Here is a 16,530-nt window from a genome sequence, read left to right as displayed (position 1 = left end):
CCTCGCCTTGACTTGGCGATAGGCATCCTCGGATAGGCAGATAGCGCCCGCCGCAGCGACGCTCTCCAATCGCGAGGCGATATTGACGCCGTCGCCCATCAGATCGCCGTCGCTTTCCTCGACGACATCGCCCAAATGGATACCGATCCGGAACTCGATGCGACGGTCCTGCGGCACGCCTTCGTTGCGTTCAACCATACCGTTCTGCACCTCAATGGCGCAACGCACGGCGTCCACCACGCTGCGGAACTCGACCAGCGCACCATCGCCAGTTCGCTTCACCACCCTGCCATGGTGAACTGCGATCGTCGGATCGATGAGATCGCTGCGCAGTGCCCGCAGCCTCGCCAGGATGCGTTCCTCGTCGGCGCCGGCAAGCCGACTGTACCCAACCACGTCCGCAGCCAGGATTGCAGCCAGCTTTCGGCTCTCGCTCATGGCGCCGTCTCCTCACTTTCAGGATAGCAGGGAGACAGGGGGCAAGAAAGAACTTTCAGCCGCTGCTCAGAGCGCTCTCGGTTGCGATCGAGCTGGACGCAGCCGACGTTGTAGCCCTACGCAATGACTGCTCTTCAGGCTCCGGGGCGATCCGCTGTCGTCAGGTCACGACGATGTCCGAGCCGCTCGAATATATGCTCTTTGACGATCTGCAGCCTGTGCTAGTCCTCTTAAGTCCGCAATGTTTCCTGATGATCGTTTCGGCATTCTTACTCAACGCCGAAACGGCAGCTTCGCGCCAATTGCAGAAATTGGACCATGCGCCCTACTTCAATTTGTCTTCACGTTTGCCGAAGGACCTTTGATCAGATCGCGTAGTTGCTCCTGTGGAGTCCGTAGTCGACGCGGGTTGCGGAGGATCGGAAGGCTGGATGCGCCTTCGGCCACCAACAAGCCAGAAAAGATATCCGAACGCATAAACAAGGATTACGGCGCCGAACACTGGCAGAAGAAACACACCTGCCACCGAAAGAAAAAAGACGACCGCCAAGAGCGTTCCTACCACGGGGCCATGATCGGCACCTTCGCCCGGTATTATAGGATTGACGGCCAAAAAGATGACCGGAGCGCCAAGGATAAACGACGCCCATATCGACTTCTCAAGATACCAGGTTCTGAGCGTCCCCCGCTCGATGTTGTCTTTGGCAACGAAGCCAAGGAATACGGGAACTAAAAGCAAGCACAGAATACCGATGACTGACTTCATATCACCATGGTCCTTGAACTCATTTCTTTCGTCCAAAAGGCCGCTTCGGAGACGCGCCCCCACGGTTCAGAACATCGGCGCCATTGTCACTAGATTTCGCGATTCGTTGACTACGGTGAAGCCAGAGTCAGCGCCCGCTAAGTCTTCCTAATGCAAAGGCGGCAAAAGCGGGTGCAAGCAACCAGCTCAACAGGATTGTCGGCATTACCACAGCCGTGATGTCCACGGCGACCAGTATCATTGCGAGTTCGAGCCAACTATTGCTTGGAATTCCTGATGCGTCGACATGCGGAAGAAATGGGCGCAGCGTGTAGGGACCATCGATAAAGAGAACTCGATATGTTTGGAGCATTCCGAAAAGCCCGGCATAAAATGCTGCTTTGCGGATAGGTCGTCTTCTGTAGTCCCCCAGACTGCTCTCATGATGGGCTTTGTCGGCTGCGATCAGAAAGATCACGACTGCCCCGATGCATAACGCAATGTACCATTCAAGCTGAGTATCGTTTCTCGGCAAATTCAAGGCCCTCAAGGTTTAACGCCTCAGTTGTGGGTGACTGGTGCCAGCCTCGGCATACCTTGAACGCCCCGCTCACACTTGAGGGCCACGGTAGAAGATGCGCATTTAAGTAGTTTTAATGTAGCTGTTTCAATTTAGTGGAACGCGGGGAGTTTATTGCCCGACTAATTGCAGGTGGCGCACTGAGGCAGGGCGGGTTGCCAATGGCGGCTTAGGGCCAACAGCGGAAATGATTTCCGCTTTGCGCACCCTTATCGGACGCTGCACCTGGCGCTTCTATATCCCAAAGGCAGATATGCCGCTGAGTTGCAGGTTTGGGCTTACAGAAGCCTTGGCGCTATTGACAAAAGTCAGCCCATTGAACGGGCGCTCTTTCGGCCGAAAGAGCGCCCGTCAGATTTGCCGGCTCCTGTCCTTGCTGACAGTCAGGTATGGGGCGATCGTGTCAGGCGGCGGTCAGGATGCCATATGAAGGGCTTCGATGCCGTGGCGTTGCATGGCGGCGCCGATGCGGGCGAAGTCCGGTGCGGCCTGGGGTTCAGCGGTGCCAATCTCGCGGAAGAACGCCGTCATCGATGGCTCGATCAGCACCAGCATGCGCGCCGGGCTGCCGCTTTCGTTCACATAGTTATGCGGTGCGTGTCCATCGACACGTACCGATGTCCCGGCCGCGGCTGTAATCACGACCGGTGGTTTGTCGGCCGCGAAGTGGCGGATCGTGATCACCCCGTCGATCACATAGAACAGCTCCGGCGAGGCGTGGCTGTGCGGCGGCGTCCCGGAACCCGGTGGAATCTCCACCTCGATCAGTTCGAGCTGTTCGCCGGCAATGCCGCCCAGAAAGCGGACGCGATCGGCAACGACCCAGCGGGCTTCGCCGTCCTCATTCGTTGTCACATGGATGCTCATTTCGTTGTCTCCTTGGTTTTCGAAGTCATGTCCGCGGTAACGAACCCGAGGCGACCGCGGACAGGATCGTATCGAGCGCCCAAGAGGCGGCTTCACCAGCTTGGGCGCCGGTGAGACCGCCGTAATCCTTGAGGACCTCCCAGGCGGAGGCCGAGTAGAGAAGATGCGCCAGCGCCTCGACCCTTTGGGCCTCGTTGGGCGGCAGGGTGGCGAGAACGGGAGCAAGCGCCCGGCCGAAGCGCAGACGGCGAGCGGGAACCATGCCCGAGCGCATCGAACGCCCCGTGGGCGAGTGCAGCGAAGCGCGCATCGCTGCCTCGTGAGCATCGAAGCGCGGAAAGGTGTGCTGCGGCCCTGCCACGATGTCCGCGACGCTGTCAGGCACGATGGACACGCCGAGCAATTCGTTCAGCCAGGGCCAGAAGGCCATTAGCAAATCGTCCTTGGTTGGAAAATGACGGAATACTGTGCGCCGTTGGATGCCAGCCTCGGTGGCCATGGCGTCCATACTGATCTCGTCCGGGCCGGCGTCGGCGCACATCAGCCGGTAAAGCGCACGCAGGATTGCCTCGCGCGTCTCGCGGGCTTTCTCCTCGCGGAGCGGACTGTTGTAGCTGCGGGTCTCTGCCATCGCGGTCTCCAGTGAATTAATGACACTATGTGTGTCATTAATTTTCAGAGAAGTCAATTCATGCCATTAGCAGTGACACTAAATAGGGCTGAATAGAAATGCCCGGTGCTCGATGTGTTCGACCATGGGCAGGGGCCGAGCGCCGGATTGTGCTCTGGCGCGCAGCTTTCGAACGCCAGGAGGCTTGGAATTTCGCGGCAACCGGTGAACAGAAGACGCGTTCCACCGTTGCCCGGAGCGCGTTTGGTTGTGGTGGGGCAGGATGGATCGTTGAGGGCGAGCAGCAGATGTCCCTGACGATTTGGAGTACGATTTCCGGAAGGAGTTGCGTGCGTTGGATATGCGATGGCACACTTCGTCAACGTCGGCCCGATCCAACTTCCACCGATTGATCTCCGGGCAGCCGGTGTTCGCTCATGCGGCCGGCCGCTCGCCAAGCGATGAGGACTGGCTGACCGGTCCCCAACGTCCACCTTCCAGCAGCAGCGAGCGAGGTGTATCTCCGGCGGCGATTTCACTTTAGCGAAGGGCAGCTTTCTGCGGGATACGTCCGGAAGCGGCCAGTCTCCTCCCGGCCCGTGAATCCTTCAACCCGCACGTTTTCCTATGGGCCATGGAGGCCAAAGGAGAACTCAGATGGGTATTGCACAATATGATCCTGCTGCAGTGGGTCGACCGGCATGGAACGCTGGCCGAGAGGTCGGCGTCAAGAAGCCCTTGAAACAGCGCCAGATTTGGGCGAGCCGCTTCTTGCTAGGCCGGGAGGGGCGTATGAGAGATCGCGCGCTGTTTGATCTCGCTATAGACAGTAAGCTCCTGGGCTGCGATCTAGTTAAGATTAAAATCGGGACTCTCGTCACAGGTCAAGAAATTCGAACCCGCGCCATGGTCGTCCAGCAAAAGACCGGTCGTCCCGTGCAGTTCGAGATCACGACCGAAGTGAGGGCAAGCCTGCTTGCTTGGCTTAAACGCAGAGGCGGGACAATTGACGACTACGCCTTTCCTAGTCGTGTCGATCATGCCAATCATCTTAGCACTCGTCAGTATGCCCGGTTGGTTGATGAGTGGGTGACTGCCATCGGACTAAGACGCGAAGACTACGGCACTCACTCGCTTCGACGCACGAAGGCCGCGATGATCTACAAAGCGACCGGCAATCTTCGTGCAATCCAGATATTGCTCGGACATACCAAGATTGAGAACACGGTCAGGTACCTGGGCGTTGACATCGAGGATGCGCTGGAACTGGCGGAGCATGTAGAAATTTGACAGAGTGCGGCCCTGCACCCAGCGGGGCCGGACCTCACAGAACAACGTTCCCTGTTTATATATCGACCTGCCAGCTACGCGCCCCATGCCGGTCGTCCACACCACCCGCTTTAATTCCTAGAAGCAGTCAGTCGACAGTTCAAGTGGCCCCGGCCGCTGCCGCCAAGGAGTCTGGACCGCGCCAAAAGGACGTCCCGATTTCGTCTCCTTGGCCCCTCCGTTTGCCATCGCAGAGTTTGCTACTTTACTCCGCTGCCTCTATAATCCGCATGAAGTTAGAAATTGGATTGATAAATGAGAAAAGGCGACTTCAGCGACCTGGCCGTATTTATTGCAGTCGCAGAAGAAGGGAGTTTTACCCGAGCCGCCGCCAAGCTGGGGTTGTCCCAGTCCGCATTGAGCTATGCCGTCCGCATGCTGGAGGAACGCCTCAAAGTACGGCTGCTGTCGCGAACGACCCGAAGCCTTTCGCTGACCGATGCCGGAGAAAAGTTGCTCAATGGCCTCAGGCCTGCCTTTGACCACATCGACAGCGAACTCGCGGCGCTCACGGCGCTTCACGACAAGCCGGCTGGATCGATCCGCATCACCACATTCCGGCATGCGGCGAAAACCGTGCTCTGGCCCGTCCTGTCGAAGCTTCTTCCGGACTATCCCGACATCTCCGTCGAAATCAGTCTTGAGGAAGGACTGACCGATATCGTTACGGGCCGCTTCGATGCGGGCATTCGCTTGGGTGAGCAAGTCCAGAAAGACATGGTGGCAGTCAAGGTCAGCCCGGACTTGCGCATGGCCGTCGTCGGCTCGCCGTCCTACTTCGCCAAGCACAAGGCACCGGAAACGCCCCGCGACCTTGGCGACCATCGTTGCGCCAGTTATCGCCAGACCACGGGTGGCGGCCTCTTTGCATGGGAGTTCGAGCGCGACGGCGTCGAGCTTGAGGTCCGGGTCAACGGGCCGCTCATTCTCAACGACGGCGAAATGCTGGAAGCGGCCGCCCTTGATGGGCTGGCGTTGGCCTACACGTTCGAAAGCCAGGTTGCCCACCACATTGCAGAAGGACGACTGGTGCGCGTGCTGGAGGACTGGTGCCAGCCCTTCTCCGGCTATCACCTCTACTATCCGAGCAGACGCCAGCACACCCCGGCCTTTGCACTCCTGCTCGAAGCGCTCCGTTACAAAAGATAGCAGCGCCAGACCAGTGCGCTGGCCCTCTCAGCGCCATTCGTTCTCCCCGTGGGGCGCACCTCGATTGACGAGAAGGATTTATCTCTGAGGTTTCTGACTTCATGCAGATTATGCCGTCTAATCGCTCAAATCGATCCTCGTTATAGTCCTTTTCATGAAAGCCGGACGGAAACGCCGCCGGGTTTCTCATCACACCGTCTGTTTCCTCGAGCGACACGATCCGCCGGATCGGGCCGACGGAGACACGTGGCCGATCGATAGAAAAGGATATCTACCATGAAGACACTCGTACTCGGCACCGCCATCGCTATGGCCGTGGCTTTCGGCTCGACTGGTCATGCACAGGATGCGCAGCCACCCGGTTACATGATCGCCAACTACACGATCAAGGATCAGGCGGCCTACCAGAAATATATGGAAGAAGCGGGCCCGCTGGCTCCGAAATTCGGCGGAAAGATCATCGTCTTCAACCTGAATGCGACCGCGGTTGAAGGCAAGCCGCAGTCCGTCATGGCAATCGCCGAGTTCCCGAGCGTTGCGGACGCCCAACGGTTCTACGACTCGCCGGAATACACCGCCGCAAGGAAGTTTCGCGTCGCTTCGACCGAAGGTTCGGTGGTGATCACCGAAGGCTTTGTTCCTCCCAAGCAGTGACGAGCAACGAGGCGGATCACGACCCGTGCGCCGCCTCAAGTTTCAAACATCGACCTCTCATCGAGAAGGAGCCTGAAATGGGCAACCCAAGTGACACCACGCTTCAACAGGACGGTGCAGCGTCGAACAGCCGGCGGCAGCTTTTGAAAGCTGGCGCGGCACTCGCCACCCTTCCCATCATGGCCGCCGCCACCGCCAGCGCGCAGGCTGCAGACGTAAAAGCGAAAACCACAATGGCCGACACGAAATCCGAAGAATTCATCAATGGCATGGCCGACCTGATGGCCCACTCGACTCGCACCCCCATTCTGCGCTGGCCGAATGAATACGGCATGGAGTTCGAGGAAATCTTCTTCCCCGCGATGGATGGCGTGACAATCGAAGGCTGGTTCATTCCCGCCGATTCCGATCGACTGGTCATCTGCAACCATCCCATGCCCTGCAATCGCTATGGATACCCGGGTCATCTCGAGCCGTGGACCAATTTCGGCGGCTTCGAGGTGAACTTCCTGCCGGAATACAAGGTCCTGCACGATGCGGGCTACAACATCATCGCCTACGACATGCGCAGCCACGGCCGCAGCGGCACGGGCAGCGGCGGCGTCAACGGTCACGGTGTGCTGGAATATCGCGATGTCGTCGGCTCGATCCGCTACGCCAAATCCAGACCCGACACCAAGGACATGAAAACGGTTCTCTACAGCCGCTGCCTCGGAGCCAATGCGACCATCGTCGGGATGCAGAAGCACCCAGCGGAGTTCGAACACATCAAGGCGTTGATCGCGCTGCAGCCTGTCTCGCCCAGCGTCTTCGTCCAGACAGCGGTGGAAAACCAGAAGATCGAGAATGGCCTCGAACGCTTCGACGTCGCGTTCCACAAGCGGACCGGCTTTCACCTCGCCGATGTCTGGCCGATGGAGTATGCCAGGGCCGTTACTGTCCCGACTCTAGTCGCCCAGGTTCGTGACGACTTCCTGACCAAGCCGTCCAATGTCCTGGAAATCTACGACACCATTTCGTCGAAGGACAAGAAGCTGTTCTGGATCGAAGGAACGGATCAGCGCTTCCAGGGATACAATTACTTCGGCCAGAACCCACGACTCGTTCTCGATTGGTTTGGCACTCACATTAGAGCTGCTTAACGGTCTGATTGATCCTCCAAGCCTCCAAAAAGACCTATCAGAACAACGCCCGGCAGCCGAGAAATCGCCGCCGAGCGTTCACGTAAACCCGCCTATTTAGAAACCCGCTTTCTAAGTACATGCAGATAATACCGCCTAATCAGCACTCTCCGCGTGACCTATCTTGCCTTCAGACAACGAAGGACTGTGGCTATGAGCAAGGTATGGATGATTACGGGTGCCGGGCGCGGCATGGGGTTGGATTTCGCAAAGGCCGCGCTAGCGGCGGGTCACAAGGTGGTTGCGACTGGTCGTGATCCCGAGAAGGTGGCCAAGGCCATCGGGCAGTCAGCAGACTTGCTTGTCGTCAAACTCGACGTGAACAAGTCCGAGGATGCCGAGCAGGCGGTGAAGTCGGCGGTCGAACGCTTTGGCCACATCGATGTGCTTGTGAATAACGCCGCGAGCTTCTTCGCCGGATATTTCGAGGAACTGACATCCGCCCAGATGGACGTGCAACTGATGACGAGCCTCATCGGTCCGATGAACGTCACACGCGCCGCCCTTCCCGTCATGCGCAAACAGCGTTCTGGTAAAATCATCTCGATATCGTCGAGCGCTGGTTTCGGCGGCTTCGAATTCGGAAGCGCCTATGCGGCTTCCAAGTTCGCGCTTGAAGGATGGATGGAGTCGGTACGGGCCGAGGTCGCACCATTCGGCATTCAGACCATGATCGTCAATCCGGGCTTCTTTCGCACCGAGCTTTTGACAAAGGAGTCGACCAATTACGCGGTCCCCTCGATCGACGACTACGCCGAGCGGCGGGCACAACAGTTGGAATTCTGGAAGTCCTACAATGGCAAGCAATCCGGCGACCCCGCCAAGCTTGCCCAGGCTTTGCTGACGCTCACCAATTTAAACGAACTGCCAGCCCGCTTCATCGCAGGCGCGGATGCCATCGGCATCGCAGAACAGAAGATCGCGACCCTCCAGAAACAGATCGACGCCCATCGGCAACTCTCGACCTCTCTGGATTTCGACGAAGTTGCGGCCGCAGCCAACTGATCGTCCTTACGCCCGACCGTTTGAACAGGAAAAGACCATGTCCGCGACAGATGAACCAACCCGATCGAACGCAGAAAGCCGTTCGACACTCAACCGCCGAGACTTCCTGACAACTGCCGCGCTCATCGGCGCAGCATTGCCCCTTGGGTCAATGGGCTGGGCTGCAACATCGGAGCAGGCCAAGGAAACCAATATGAAGACTCGCAAACTCGGAACGCTAGAAGTCTCGGAAATCGGCGCGGGAGCCATGAGCATCAGCGCCAATTATGGCCCGCCCGCAGACGTTGCCCAAGGCATCAAGACACTGCGCACGGCGCATGACAACGGCGTGACTTTCTTTGACACCGCCGAAGTCTACGGTCCATACACCAGTGAAGAACTTGTCGGCGAAGCTCTAGCGCCTATCCGCGACCAGGTGAGGATCGCGACGAAATTCGGTTTTGCCATCGACGACACAATCGGACTGAACAGCAGGCCGGAACGCATCAAGCGGGTCGCCGAGGCCTCGTTGCAGCGCCTCAAGACCGATCGTATCGATCTATTCTACCAGCATCGCGTCGATCCGAACGTGCCGATCGAAGACGTCGCGGGTGCGGTCAAGAACCTGATCCAGGAAGGCAAGGTCCTGCATTTCGGTCTCTCCGAACCGAGCGCGAAGACGATCCGGCTGGCGCACGCCGTCCAGGCGGTCGCCGCCGTGCAGACTGAATATTCCATGATGGAAAGAAGCCCGGAAACCAATGGTGTGCTCGCTGCCTGCGAGGAACTCGGCATCGGCTTCGTTCCGTGGGGTCCCGTGGGGATGGGCTACCTCACCGGGAAGATGGATGGCAGATCGAGGCGAAGTTCACGGCGGGAACGGACCACATATAGGCCTGGCTTGCGCGCTGAAGGTCCATTTCGTCATAGAGCTTCTGAGAGGTTTCCTTTGTGGGGTAGCCATTCTCGTAGTTGAGAGCTCCGATGGCCGTGTTGAGGTTCGTCTGTGCGTGGGCGGCGCTGACAGCAGCGACGGCCATAGCGCCAAAGAGCGTGGCAGCTACTAGGCGGCGTGTGCGGGTGGTCGATTTCATAACGTCTCCCTTCGGTTCTGTGCCTGAATGCCGTTTCATGGCCAGCTCACTCGGCAGCGAAGACCTTGACGTGTGATCAACAGCAAAAGAACAGATTTCCGACGGGCCGCGGCTCATCTACAGCGCGTTCCTACGGTTCAATGAGCTTACTCTTTACGCCGGAGGAGCGCTATTGCCCTTACGGGCACTACTCGTCGGGGGCGGCAAGTTTCGCCCGCATTTCAGCCGTTCAGACACTATGGTCAGTGTCCCCAAAAGCTGCCATCGAACCGAGCGCCATAAAACTCAAAGACGGCAGGAAAGCCAGCCATGCTGGCATGTCGATGGCGACAGGTGTCACCCGGCACTGCCGGGTGACAGATCGCGCGGCCGACGTGGGGTGAAGGCCGCGGTTCGGTCGATGTGGTCAAGACCTGATGAACGAGAGCAGGTCGGGGTTGAGGACATCTGCGTGTGTGGTCAGCATGCCATGGGGGTAGCCCGGATAGGTCTTCAGCGACCCGTTCTTGAGCAGGTCGACTGCACGCGGCACGGAACTTGCGAAGGGCACGACTTGATCGGCCTCGCCATGCATCACCAGCACCGGCACGGTGATCTTCTTGAGGTCTTCAGTATAATCTTCCAGCCAAGAGTCGACAGTCGCGTAGTGAGCCAGGGCACCACCGGCCATGCCCTGGCGCCACCAGTTCGCAATGATCGCCTCCGACGGCACAGCCCCGTCGAGGTTGTAGCCGTAGAACGGGTTCTCAGGGACGAACCGGAAGAACTGCGACCGGTTGCCCAGCACGCCCGCGCGGATCGCTTCGAACCACTCCGGCGGCTGACCGGACGGGTTTTCCTCGCTCCGGTACATGTTCGGCGTCAGAGAAGCGACCAGTACCGCCTTCGCGACGCGTTCCGGGTGGCGGGCGACATAGCGAGCAACCTCACCGCCACCTGTGGAATGGCCGATGTGGATCGCGTCGCGCAGGTTGAGGTGCTCGGTGAGGGCCGCGAGGTCGGCAACCCAGTGGTCCATGTCGTTGCCGGTGCCGGGCTGGTCGGACCGGCCGTGGCCGCGCCGGTCGTGGGCGATCACCCGGTAGCCCTGGCGAAGAAAGAAGGTCATCTGGGCGTCCCAGTCGTCCGCCGACAGCGGCCAGCCGTGGCTGAAAACGATCGGCTGGCCTGAGCCCCAGTCCTTGTAGAAGATGTTTACGCCGTCCGTGGTGGTGATTGTAGGCATCGAGTCGCTCCATCTGCCCTGTTAAACGTGGACACAGTTGATTGCGAAATTCCTCCAATGAGGCGCGTTCAATTGTATCCCAAATTTGCGACGTTGATTAAATTCCCTTTTTATCAAAGACCAATACCTTGTACGTTCGAGCTATGCCTTAAAGGTATAGCGAGGACCCGATGGAACTGAGGCATTTGCGCTATTTTGTTGCTGTTGCTGAGGAGGGAAGCCTACTGACCGCAGCCGAGCGGCGGCTACACACTTCCCAGCCCTCACTCAGCAGGCAAATTCGCGATCTGGAAACCGAAATCGGTGTAAAACTGCTGGAACGGCAGCCGCGCGGCGTGACGCTCACCGCCGCCGGTAAAGTGTTTCTTGATCACGCGCGGCTGGCGTTATTGCAAGTCGAGGCGGCGGCGGAAGGGGCAAGGCGGGCAGAGCGGCCGGAAAAGCAGTCGTTCGTTATTGGTTTTCTCGCAGGGCAAGAGGTCGTGTGGCTCCCCCATGCATTGCGCATTATTCGTGAGGAAGCGCCGGAGGTTGAAATCATCCTGTCCAGTCAGTCCTCCCCGGACCTCGCTCTGGCACTGATGCGAGGCAAGCTGGACGTCGCTTTCCTTCGCCCCGAGACGCAGAGTGTTGGTGTGTCCTTCAAGTTCTTAGCCAAGGAGCCACTGATCGCCGTACTGCCGGCGGACCATCGCTTGACGTCGCGCAAAAAGATCCGGCCGCAGGACCTTGCCCGCGAAACTTACGTCAGTTCGGCCAGAATTTCTCCCGTATTGCAATCCGTGATCCAAGACTACGCGTCGAACGTTGGGATCACCCTCAAGGCAGAGTACGAGGGTGACGGCCTACCTTCAGCAATGTCGCTCGTCGTGTCTACCGGTGGAATAACGCTTATTCCGCTTTATGCGCAAAATATGCTGACGCCAAATGTCGTCGCTAGAGCGCTAGAGGGTGTGCCTCCGACAATTGATCTCACCTTAGGATACAACGATTCAAATTCCTCACCTTTGCTCCGCCGATTTTTGTCTCGTTCTGATGAATTAGTCGCCAACGTACAAAATCAGAGCATCATCCGCTATGCCGAAGTTCCATAGCCGAGATCAAGCTCATGCGATTTCTGCTTCTTGGCGTGCTCCCGAATTTTTGGCTAATGTCTGCAATCAAAGGCGAGGCCGAACGTTCCGGCCATTCGGGAGGGCCCGCCCTGAGCAAGCTTTAGCGCAAATGCTCTGCATCGGCCGGGCCCTTGAGCTCGTCTGCGATCCATGTGAGCGAAGCTCCATGCGGGTCGGTCCAGGCCACAGGAGAGCGGTTCACAGATAGGAGGAAGCGCCCGGGTGGCCAGCTTGTTCCTGCTCGCGTGGCGATGGACGGGAATGCGCGGGGGAACTCGTTCGATACCCAATACGGAGCGAGACGCATCGCCTGTTCGGCGAAAGCCTCTCTGTCTGCGAGGTCGGAGATGTAGTCGAGAACGGCCGTGTGAAAGACGACAAGAGTGGCGCCCTTTGGAGCTTCGCTGCAGAGCCGAACGAACTCGCTCCCGCGCAGGTCACCCTTCACGATCCGTGGCTTGACCGTGGCGGCGATTTTCACGGCGGCCTGCAGATTGGCGAGCCGTTCCGTCTGCTCTGGCCAGACCAGCGTCTTAAGCCATGCGACTTGCGCAGGATCTGAAGCATCGATCGGACTCAGGTCCAACCCCGCTCGCCAGACGACATGTGGTGCGGCCGTCGGCAATGGGGTCATCTCGCTGGCGGAGCAACGGAACACGGGCGGCTCCAAGGCCATCACGGGTGCGCGGATCGCCTTGTGGCCGTAGTCGTAGCCATAGAGGTCGGGCATGAGGCAGAGCCCTGCGGAGGTCCCGACTTCGAGGAGCGCCAGCGGCTGTGGCAATCGCGCCAGGACGGGGAGTAGCGAAGCGCACCTTCCTGGTTCGTTGGTTTGTGTCGAACGCTCGAGCATCAGCGAACGAACAGCGTCGGGATGGGCCAGGAGCACCCGTCGGAACTCGCTCCAGCCCGTCGGCGTGCCGAACAGGTGACGCACCGCCGCAAGCAGAAGGTTCGGTTGCCTTTTCATGTCTGGCAGGGTCGATAGGAAGCTGAGGGTCTCCCGGTCTGCAGCAACCGCACGAGCTAACGCCTCATAGAGCGGCGAACGGCCGAGGGCTTCTGCATCGGCGAAGCGAACATACCAGGCTGAGATCTCAGCCAAGCCCTCCTCGTCCATGTCCGCTGACCCTCGATTTCGACGTCTGGCACAGTACACGATCTTAGGATCTAATTGCAGGCAAATATGGACTTCGGATGCGCAAGGCAAAGGCCCGCCGGCTAAAAGGCGCCCATGCAAAAAACCCCCGGTTCTTCGAAAAGGAGGTTTCCTACCTGATGTGATCGCCAGACTTGCTGCGCAGTCGGCGGGACAACTCCAGTCGACGGCAGGCGAATTTGTGTAGGCTGTAGTGGCAACTACTTCTAATCCTGCGGACACTCAGACGGCGATCGCGGTCGGAGACCGAAGTTACGGCAACGGCGACCGCTCGGATGGTGTCGCCGAGGATAAGTGCGCGACAACCGTTCAACCCGCGTAACGCTCGGTCATCGAGGACGGTGTGGGTGCATAATTGGATTTAGAAGGGGACAACGTTCTTTCCGAATTCGAAGCGCTCGTCCGTCAAGCACGACAACTTGAAAGAAAGCAGCAATTCGAGGCTCAGAGACACGGTGCTTGACGCATCTTATGAAGCATCCGTAAATCGGTAGTTCACTCTCGAGTAAATCTGTTCAAATCCGGTTGCGATGAGATTCGCGTGAGAGATGTTCGGCTCTTGGGCCGACGGCTGGGCGGTTTCGACGACGAATGTCTGGACGCCCTGACGGGCGCCATGATTTAGACGCGCAGCAATAAGAGCCTTCTGCGCGCCGCGATTACGAAACTCGGGAACTGTCGCGCCGCCGCCGAGCCATGCAAAATTGCCTGACGCGTACATCGCACCTGTCGCTATCGGCTTGCCGCCTAGCTCAGCGAAAAAGCAAGTCCAACCTTCTTTCCCGACGATTGCAGACCAGAGCGGTATCAGCTTTTCTGGAAAGTTAAATCCGGCACACATCATCGAACCGAAAATTTCGGCTTCGTCTATATTTACCTCTCGGGTGGTGACTTCTCCAGCGTGGGCGAGCGGAGCGGCTGGAGCTGCTCGTCGCAGCTTTGCCCATCCGTTCCCCTCAGGAAACAGGCCTCGTGTCCTTATCCAATCGAGTACCTGAAGAGGAACGACGTCGGTGTTCAATTGCAAATAGCGGCGGCCTGTCTTTTTGGTCATCCATTCGTAGGCCTTTTCGACGTCATCGAGTGCGGCAAGACCAAGAATGCGGTTGAGACCAATTGCGGGCGCTGAGGGCAGCGATATTGCGCAACCTGCACCCAGCTGCATGCAACAAAACTCAGCCTCGTCCACGACCGTCTGCGGTGCGATCATGAACAGGTCAACAAATGCTCTCACCTCAATGATATCTTCTTCGGGCACAAGTTGGCGCGAGTCTATTAGACGATCCATGGCAGTGTCCTTGAAAACTTCGACAAGACAGCGAGGAGGCGCCGCGGTTAGGCCAGGCTGGGGACGAACGCCGGCTACTGCAACGGCAGCTAGGTGAGGAAATTCACGATCGCAGCGGCGACTTCAAAGGCATGCGTCTCTAGTGCAAAATGCCCTGTATCGACGAAGCGAATCTCGGCATTCGGCAGGTCCCGTTTGAAGGCTTCTGCGCCGGCAGGTAGAAAGAATGGATCCTTGTCGCCCCAGATAGCCAAAAACTTCGGCTGGTTCTGGCGTAAATAGCGTTGGAACATCGGATATAGAGCGACATTGCTCGCGTAATCGAGTGCAATGTCGAGCTGGATTTCTTCAGCGTCCGGGCGCGCCATGAAGAAGGCATCGAGCGAATACCCGTCGGGAGACACCGTTGATAAGTCCGAAACGCCGTGTTCGTATTGCCAACGAATGGCGGGAGGTCTCATGATTTCCCGTAGTGCGTCCCGATTGGCCTCCGTCGGCTCGGACCAGTATCGCTTTATCGGGTTCCAGACGTCGCTCAACCCTTCCTCGTAGGCATTGCCATTTTGGGAGATAATCGCGGTCACCCGCTCGGGATACTCCATCGCGATGCGGAAGCCGATCGGTGCACCGATATCGAAAGCGTAGAGCGTAAATCGCTCGAAGCCCAAGACCTCAATGAACCTTTTTATGCAGTGGGCAAGATTGTCGAAGGTGTAGGCGAAATTTTCACGCGAGGGCGCCTGTGACTGACCGAACCCCGGTATATCCGGCGCGACCAAGTGGAACCGATCGGCGAGCAGTGGCATGAGATCACGAAACATGTGGCTTGAAGACGGAAAACCGTGCAGCAACAGCAGGATCGGTTTTGTTTGCTCCCCGGCTTGCCGATAGAACATCTCGCAACCGTCGATATTGATGCGGTGGTAGGTCGAACGCTTCATCTTGTCCTCGCTTTAAAAGCTAAAATCGCTGAGGCAGGGGTGTTCATCCGGTCGCCGGCCAAGCGGCCAGTGGAAGCGTCGATCCGCGGCAAGGATCGGCAAATCGTTGATGCAAGCGAAGCGTTTTTGCATGAGCCCATCGGCTCCGAACTCCCAATTTTCGTTCCCGTATGACCGAAACCAACTACCGCTGTCGTCATGCCATTCATAGGCAAAGCGAACCGCGATGCGATTGCCGGTAAAGGCCCAAAGCTCCTTTATCAGTCGATATTCGAGCTCGCGTTGCCATTTCCGGGTTAGAAAGCCAACGATCGCTTCGCGGCCGGTTACAAATTCCGAGCGGTTGCGCCACTGGCTGTCCTTGCTATAGGCCAGCGCTACCTTTTCGGGGTTGTTACTATTCCAGCCATCCTCGGCAAGTCGAACCTTTTCTGTTGCTGAAGCCGTTGAAAACGGAGGCAAAGGCGGTCTTGTGGCGTCCATTATTTTTCTCCCAAGGCGGCGGCGAGCCGGGCACGCAGCTCTGTATTTTCCGATTCCAGTTGACCCAAACGCTCGCGCAACGGTGTCACCGCTTTCTCCACCTCGCCTTCGGTGTAGCGGGGAGTGATGTGCTGAGCGCAATTCCAGTCGAAAGCCTCCAGGTGTAGCCGTAAAATCCGCTCGGCCTTCGCCCGGTAGCCAGCATCGAAAACAAGGTCGGTCAGTGCCGGGTCGGCATCGAGTGCCAGCTTCTCGACATGCATATAGATCTTGAGACGGGCGCGTCGCGGATAATCGACTAAAAAGAGACAGGCCCGGTCGTTTGCGACAAAGTTGCCGGTGCTGATATATTGGCGGTTACCCCGATAGTCGGCGAAAGCCAGCGTCTTGTTGTCGACGGCTTTGAGAAAGCCCTGCGGTCCACCGCGATGCTGGACATAGGGCCAGTCGGTTTCCGACACAGAGGCGATATAGAAGCTGTCGCGTGCCGCGATGAAGGCAAGTTCACTCTCGGTGAAACTATCAGACGCGCAATGGTGCTCGCCTAACCATATCTGATCAGCACCCATTTCAGCTTGGGCCTGCCGCACATTCGGAGTGATTGCAACTTCCAAAAAACGGTAAGGCATGGGTGCCTCCAAATTCGAAGTATAGTATCCGCTATTCAGCGGTGCGACCTCGATTTGGC

At 58.1% G+C, this 16,530-nt stretch carries 17 protein-coding genes and 1 pseudogene; 7 read left to right on the top strand and 11 right to left on the bottom strand.

Going from position 1 to position 16,530, the window contains the following annotated elements; all coding sequences use genetic code 11:
- The 5 genes from IB244_RS28660 to IB244_RS28640 all read right to left on the bottom strand — a co-directional run.
- The coding region (locus tag IB244_RS28660; protein ID WP_192306497.1) for an adenylate/guanylate cyclase domain-containing protein at nt 1-438 on the bottom strand (438 nt) is incomplete at its 3' end.
- Nucleotides 439-763: 325 nt separating this feature from the next.
- Nucleotides 764-1,204 (bottom strand): hypothetical protein, encoded by a 441-nt coding sequence (locus tag IB244_RS28655; protein WP_192241646.1) that lies wholly within the window; start codon nt 1,202-1,204, stop codon nt 764-766.
- Between the two features lie 127 nt (nt 1,205-1,331).
- Nucleotides 1,332-1,661, bottom strand: a complete 330-nt coding sequence (locus IB244_RS28650) for a hypothetical protein (protein ID WP_192306495.1) — start codon at nt 1,659-1,661, stop codon at nt 1,332-1,334.
- A gap of 516 nt (nt 1,662-2,177) precedes the next feature.
- Entirely contained in the window at nt 2,178-2,630 is a 453-nt protein-coding gene (locus IB244_RS28645) for a cupin domain-containing protein (RefSeq protein ID WP_192241648.1), read from the bottom strand.
- Nucleotides 2,631-2,655: 25 nt separating this feature from the next.
- A complete protein-coding gene (locus IB244_RS28640) occupies nt 2,656-3,261 on the bottom strand; it encodes a TetR/AcrR family transcriptional regulator (protein ID WP_192241649.1) in 606 nt (201 codons plus the stop codon).
- 636 nt (nt 3,262-3,897) lie between these two features.
- Here IB244_RS28640 and IB244_RS28635 point away from each other — a divergent pair.
- From IB244_RS28635 to IB244_RS28610, 6 genes and pseudogenes are all read left to right on the top strand, one after another.
- Complete coding sequence (locus IB244_RS28635) at nt 3,898-4,530, top strand: tyrosine-type recombinase/integrase (RefSeq protein ID WP_192306493.1); 633 nt, start codon at nt 3,898-3,900, stop codon at nt 4,528-4,530.
- A gap of 294 nt (nt 4,531-4,824) precedes the next feature.
- The gene (locus tag IB244_RS28630) at nt 4,825-5,718 is read left to right on the top strand and encodes a LysR family transcriptional regulator (RefSeq protein ID WP_192241651.1); all 894 of its coding nucleotides are present in this window, start codon (nt 4,825-4,827) and stop codon (nt 5,716-5,718) included.
- 276 nt (nt 5,719-5,994) lie between these two features.
- Entirely contained in the window at nt 5,995-6,372 is a 378-nt protein-coding gene (locus IB244_RS28625) for a DUF1330 domain-containing protein (RefSeq protein WP_192306491.1), read from the top strand.
- A gap of 77 nt (nt 6,373-6,449) precedes the next feature.
- The gene (locus IB244_RS28620; RefSeq protein ID WP_192306489.1) at nt 6,450-7,514 is read left to right on the top strand and encodes an alpha/beta hydrolase family protein; all 1,065 of its coding nucleotides are present in this window, start codon (nt 6,450-6,452) and stop codon (nt 7,512-7,514) included.
- Nucleotides 7,515-7,706: 192 nt separating this feature from the next.
- Entirely contained in the window at nt 7,707-8,558 is an 852-nt protein-coding gene (locus IB244_RS28615) for an SDR family oxidoreductase (RefSeq protein WP_192306487.1), read from the top strand.
- A 37-nt stretch (nt 8,559-8,595) separates the two neighbouring features.
- Nucleotides 8,596-9,399 (top strand): annotated as a pseudogene (locus IB244_RS28610) (aldo/keto reductase); the annotation flags it as partial.
- Between the two features lie 638 nt (nt 9,400-10,037).
- On the opposite strand, the gene IB244_RS28605 reads toward IB244_RS28610, so the two are convergent.
- Nucleotides 10,038-10,856, bottom strand: a complete 819-nt coding sequence (locus tag IB244_RS28605) for an alpha/beta fold hydrolase (RefSeq protein WP_192306483.1) — start codon at nt 10,854-10,856, stop codon at nt 10,038-10,040.
- A 170-nt stretch (nt 10,857-11,026) separates the two neighbouring features.
- Here IB244_RS28605 and IB244_RS28600 point away from each other — a divergent pair, with 170 nt between their 5' ends.
- A complete protein-coding gene (locus tag IB244_RS28600; RefSeq protein ID WP_018860356.1) occupies nt 11,027-11,950 on the top strand; it encodes a LysR family transcriptional regulator in 924 nt (307 codons plus the stop codon).
- A 121-nt stretch (nt 11,951-12,071) separates the two neighbouring features.
- Here the strand turns inward: IB244_RS28600 and IB244_RS28595 are convergent, their stop codons facing one another.
- The 5 genes from IB244_RS28595 to IB244_RS28575 form a co-directional block, all read right to left on the bottom strand.
- On the bottom strand, nt 12,072-13,076 hold the full coding sequence (locus IB244_RS28595) for a DUF2332 domain-containing protein (protein WP_246734753.1): 1,005 nt from the start codon (nt 13,074-13,076) through the stop codon (nt 12,072-12,074).
- 523 nt (nt 13,077-13,599) lie between these two features.
- Nucleotides 13,600-14,418 carry a GNAT family N-acetyltransferase gene (locus IB244_RS28590; protein ID WP_192306480.1) on the bottom strand — a complete coding sequence of 273 codons (819 nt, stop codon included), beginning with the start codon at nt 14,416-14,418 and terminating at the stop codon, nt 13,600-13,602.
- Between the two features lie 89 nt (nt 14,419-14,507).
- The gene (locus tag IB244_RS28585; protein WP_192306478.1) at nt 14,508-15,359 is read right to left on the bottom strand and encodes an alpha/beta fold hydrolase; all 852 of its coding nucleotides are present in this window, start codon (nt 15,357-15,359) and stop codon (nt 14,508-14,510) included.
- A gap of 12 nt (nt 15,360-15,371) precedes the next feature.
- Nucleotides 15,372-15,842 carry a DUF1348 family protein gene (locus tag IB244_RS28580; protein WP_192306476.1) on the bottom strand — a complete coding sequence of 157 codons (471 nt, stop codon included), beginning with the start codon at nt 15,840-15,842 and terminating at the stop codon, nt 15,372-15,374.
- Nucleotides 15,842-16,471, bottom strand: a complete 630-nt coding sequence (locus IB244_RS28575) for a pyridoxamine 5'-phosphate oxidase family protein (protein WP_192306474.1) — start codon at nt 16,469-16,471, stop codon at nt 15,842-15,844. The genes IB244_RS28580 and IB244_RS28575 overlap by 1 nt, the downstream gene beginning before the upstream one ends.
- Nucleotides 16,472-16,530 lie beyond the last annotated feature (59 nt).

It is taken from the genome of Rhizobium sp. RHZ02 (assembly GCF_014851575.1).
In the GTDB taxonomy this organism is placed as follows: Bacteria; Pseudomonadota; Alphaproteobacteria; order Rhizobiales; family Rhizobiaceae; genus Rhizobium; species Rhizobium altiplani.
Note: the sequence above shows the minus strand (reverse complement) of the source record. Positions and strands in the feature narration are given on the sequence as shown.

Excerpts from the sequence above, each read along its gene's own strand:
- IB244_RS28615 (WP_192306487.1), top strand. The coding sequence starts at position 7,707 with ATGAGCAAGGTATGGATGATTACGGGTGCCGGGCGCGGCATGGGGTTG.
- IB244_RS28580 (WP_192306476.1), bottom strand. The coding sequence starts at position 15,842 with ATGGACGCCACAAGACCGCCTTTGCCTCCGTTTTCAACGGCTTCAGCA.
- IB244_RS28640 (WP_192241649.1), bottom strand. The coding sequence starts at position 3,261 with ATGGCAGAGACCCGCAGCTACAACAGTCCGCTCCGCGAGGAGAAAGCC.
- IB244_RS28590 (WP_192306480.1), bottom strand. The coding sequence starts at position 14,418 with ATGGATCGTCTAATAGACTCGCGCCAACTTGTGCCCGAAGAAGATATC.
- IB244_RS28655 (WP_192241646.1), bottom strand. The coding sequence starts at position 1,204 with ATGAAGTCAGTCATCGGTATTCTGTGCTTGCTTTTAGTTCCCGTATTC.
- IB244_RS28605 (WP_192306483.1), bottom strand. The coding sequence starts at position 10,856 with ATGCCTACAATCACCACCACGGACGGCGTAAACATCTTCTACAAGGAC.
- IB244_RS28630 (WP_192241651.1), top strand. The coding sequence starts at position 4,825 with ATGAGAAAAGGCGACTTCAGCGACCTGGCCGTATTTATTGCAGTCGCA.
- IB244_RS28585 (WP_192306478.1), bottom strand. The coding sequence starts at position 15,359 with ATGAAGCGTTCGACCTACCACCGCATCAATATCGACGGTTGCGAGATG.
- IB244_RS28600 (WP_018860356.1), top strand. The coding sequence starts at position 11,027 with ATGGAACTGAGGCATTTGCGCTATTTTGTTGCTGTTGCTGAGGAGGGA.
- IB244_RS28645 (WP_192241648.1), bottom strand. The coding sequence starts at position 2,630 with ATGAGCATCCATGTGACAACGAATGAGGACGGCGAAGCCCGCTGGGTC.
- IB244_RS28635 (WP_192306493.1), top strand. The coding sequence starts at position 3,898 with ATGGGTATTGCACAATATGATCCTGCTGCAGTGGGTCGACCGGCATGG.
- IB244_RS28625 (WP_192306491.1), top strand. The coding sequence starts at position 5,995 with ATGAAGACACTCGTACTCGGCACCGCCATCGCTATGGCCGTGGCTTTC.
- IB244_RS28620 (WP_192306489.1), top strand. The coding sequence starts at position 6,450 with ATGGGCAACCCAAGTGACACCACGCTTCAACAGGACGGTGCAGCGTCG.
- IB244_RS28575 (WP_192306474.1), bottom strand. The coding sequence starts at position 16,471 with ATGCCTTACCGTTTTTTGGAAGTTGCAATCACTCCGAATGTGCGGCAG.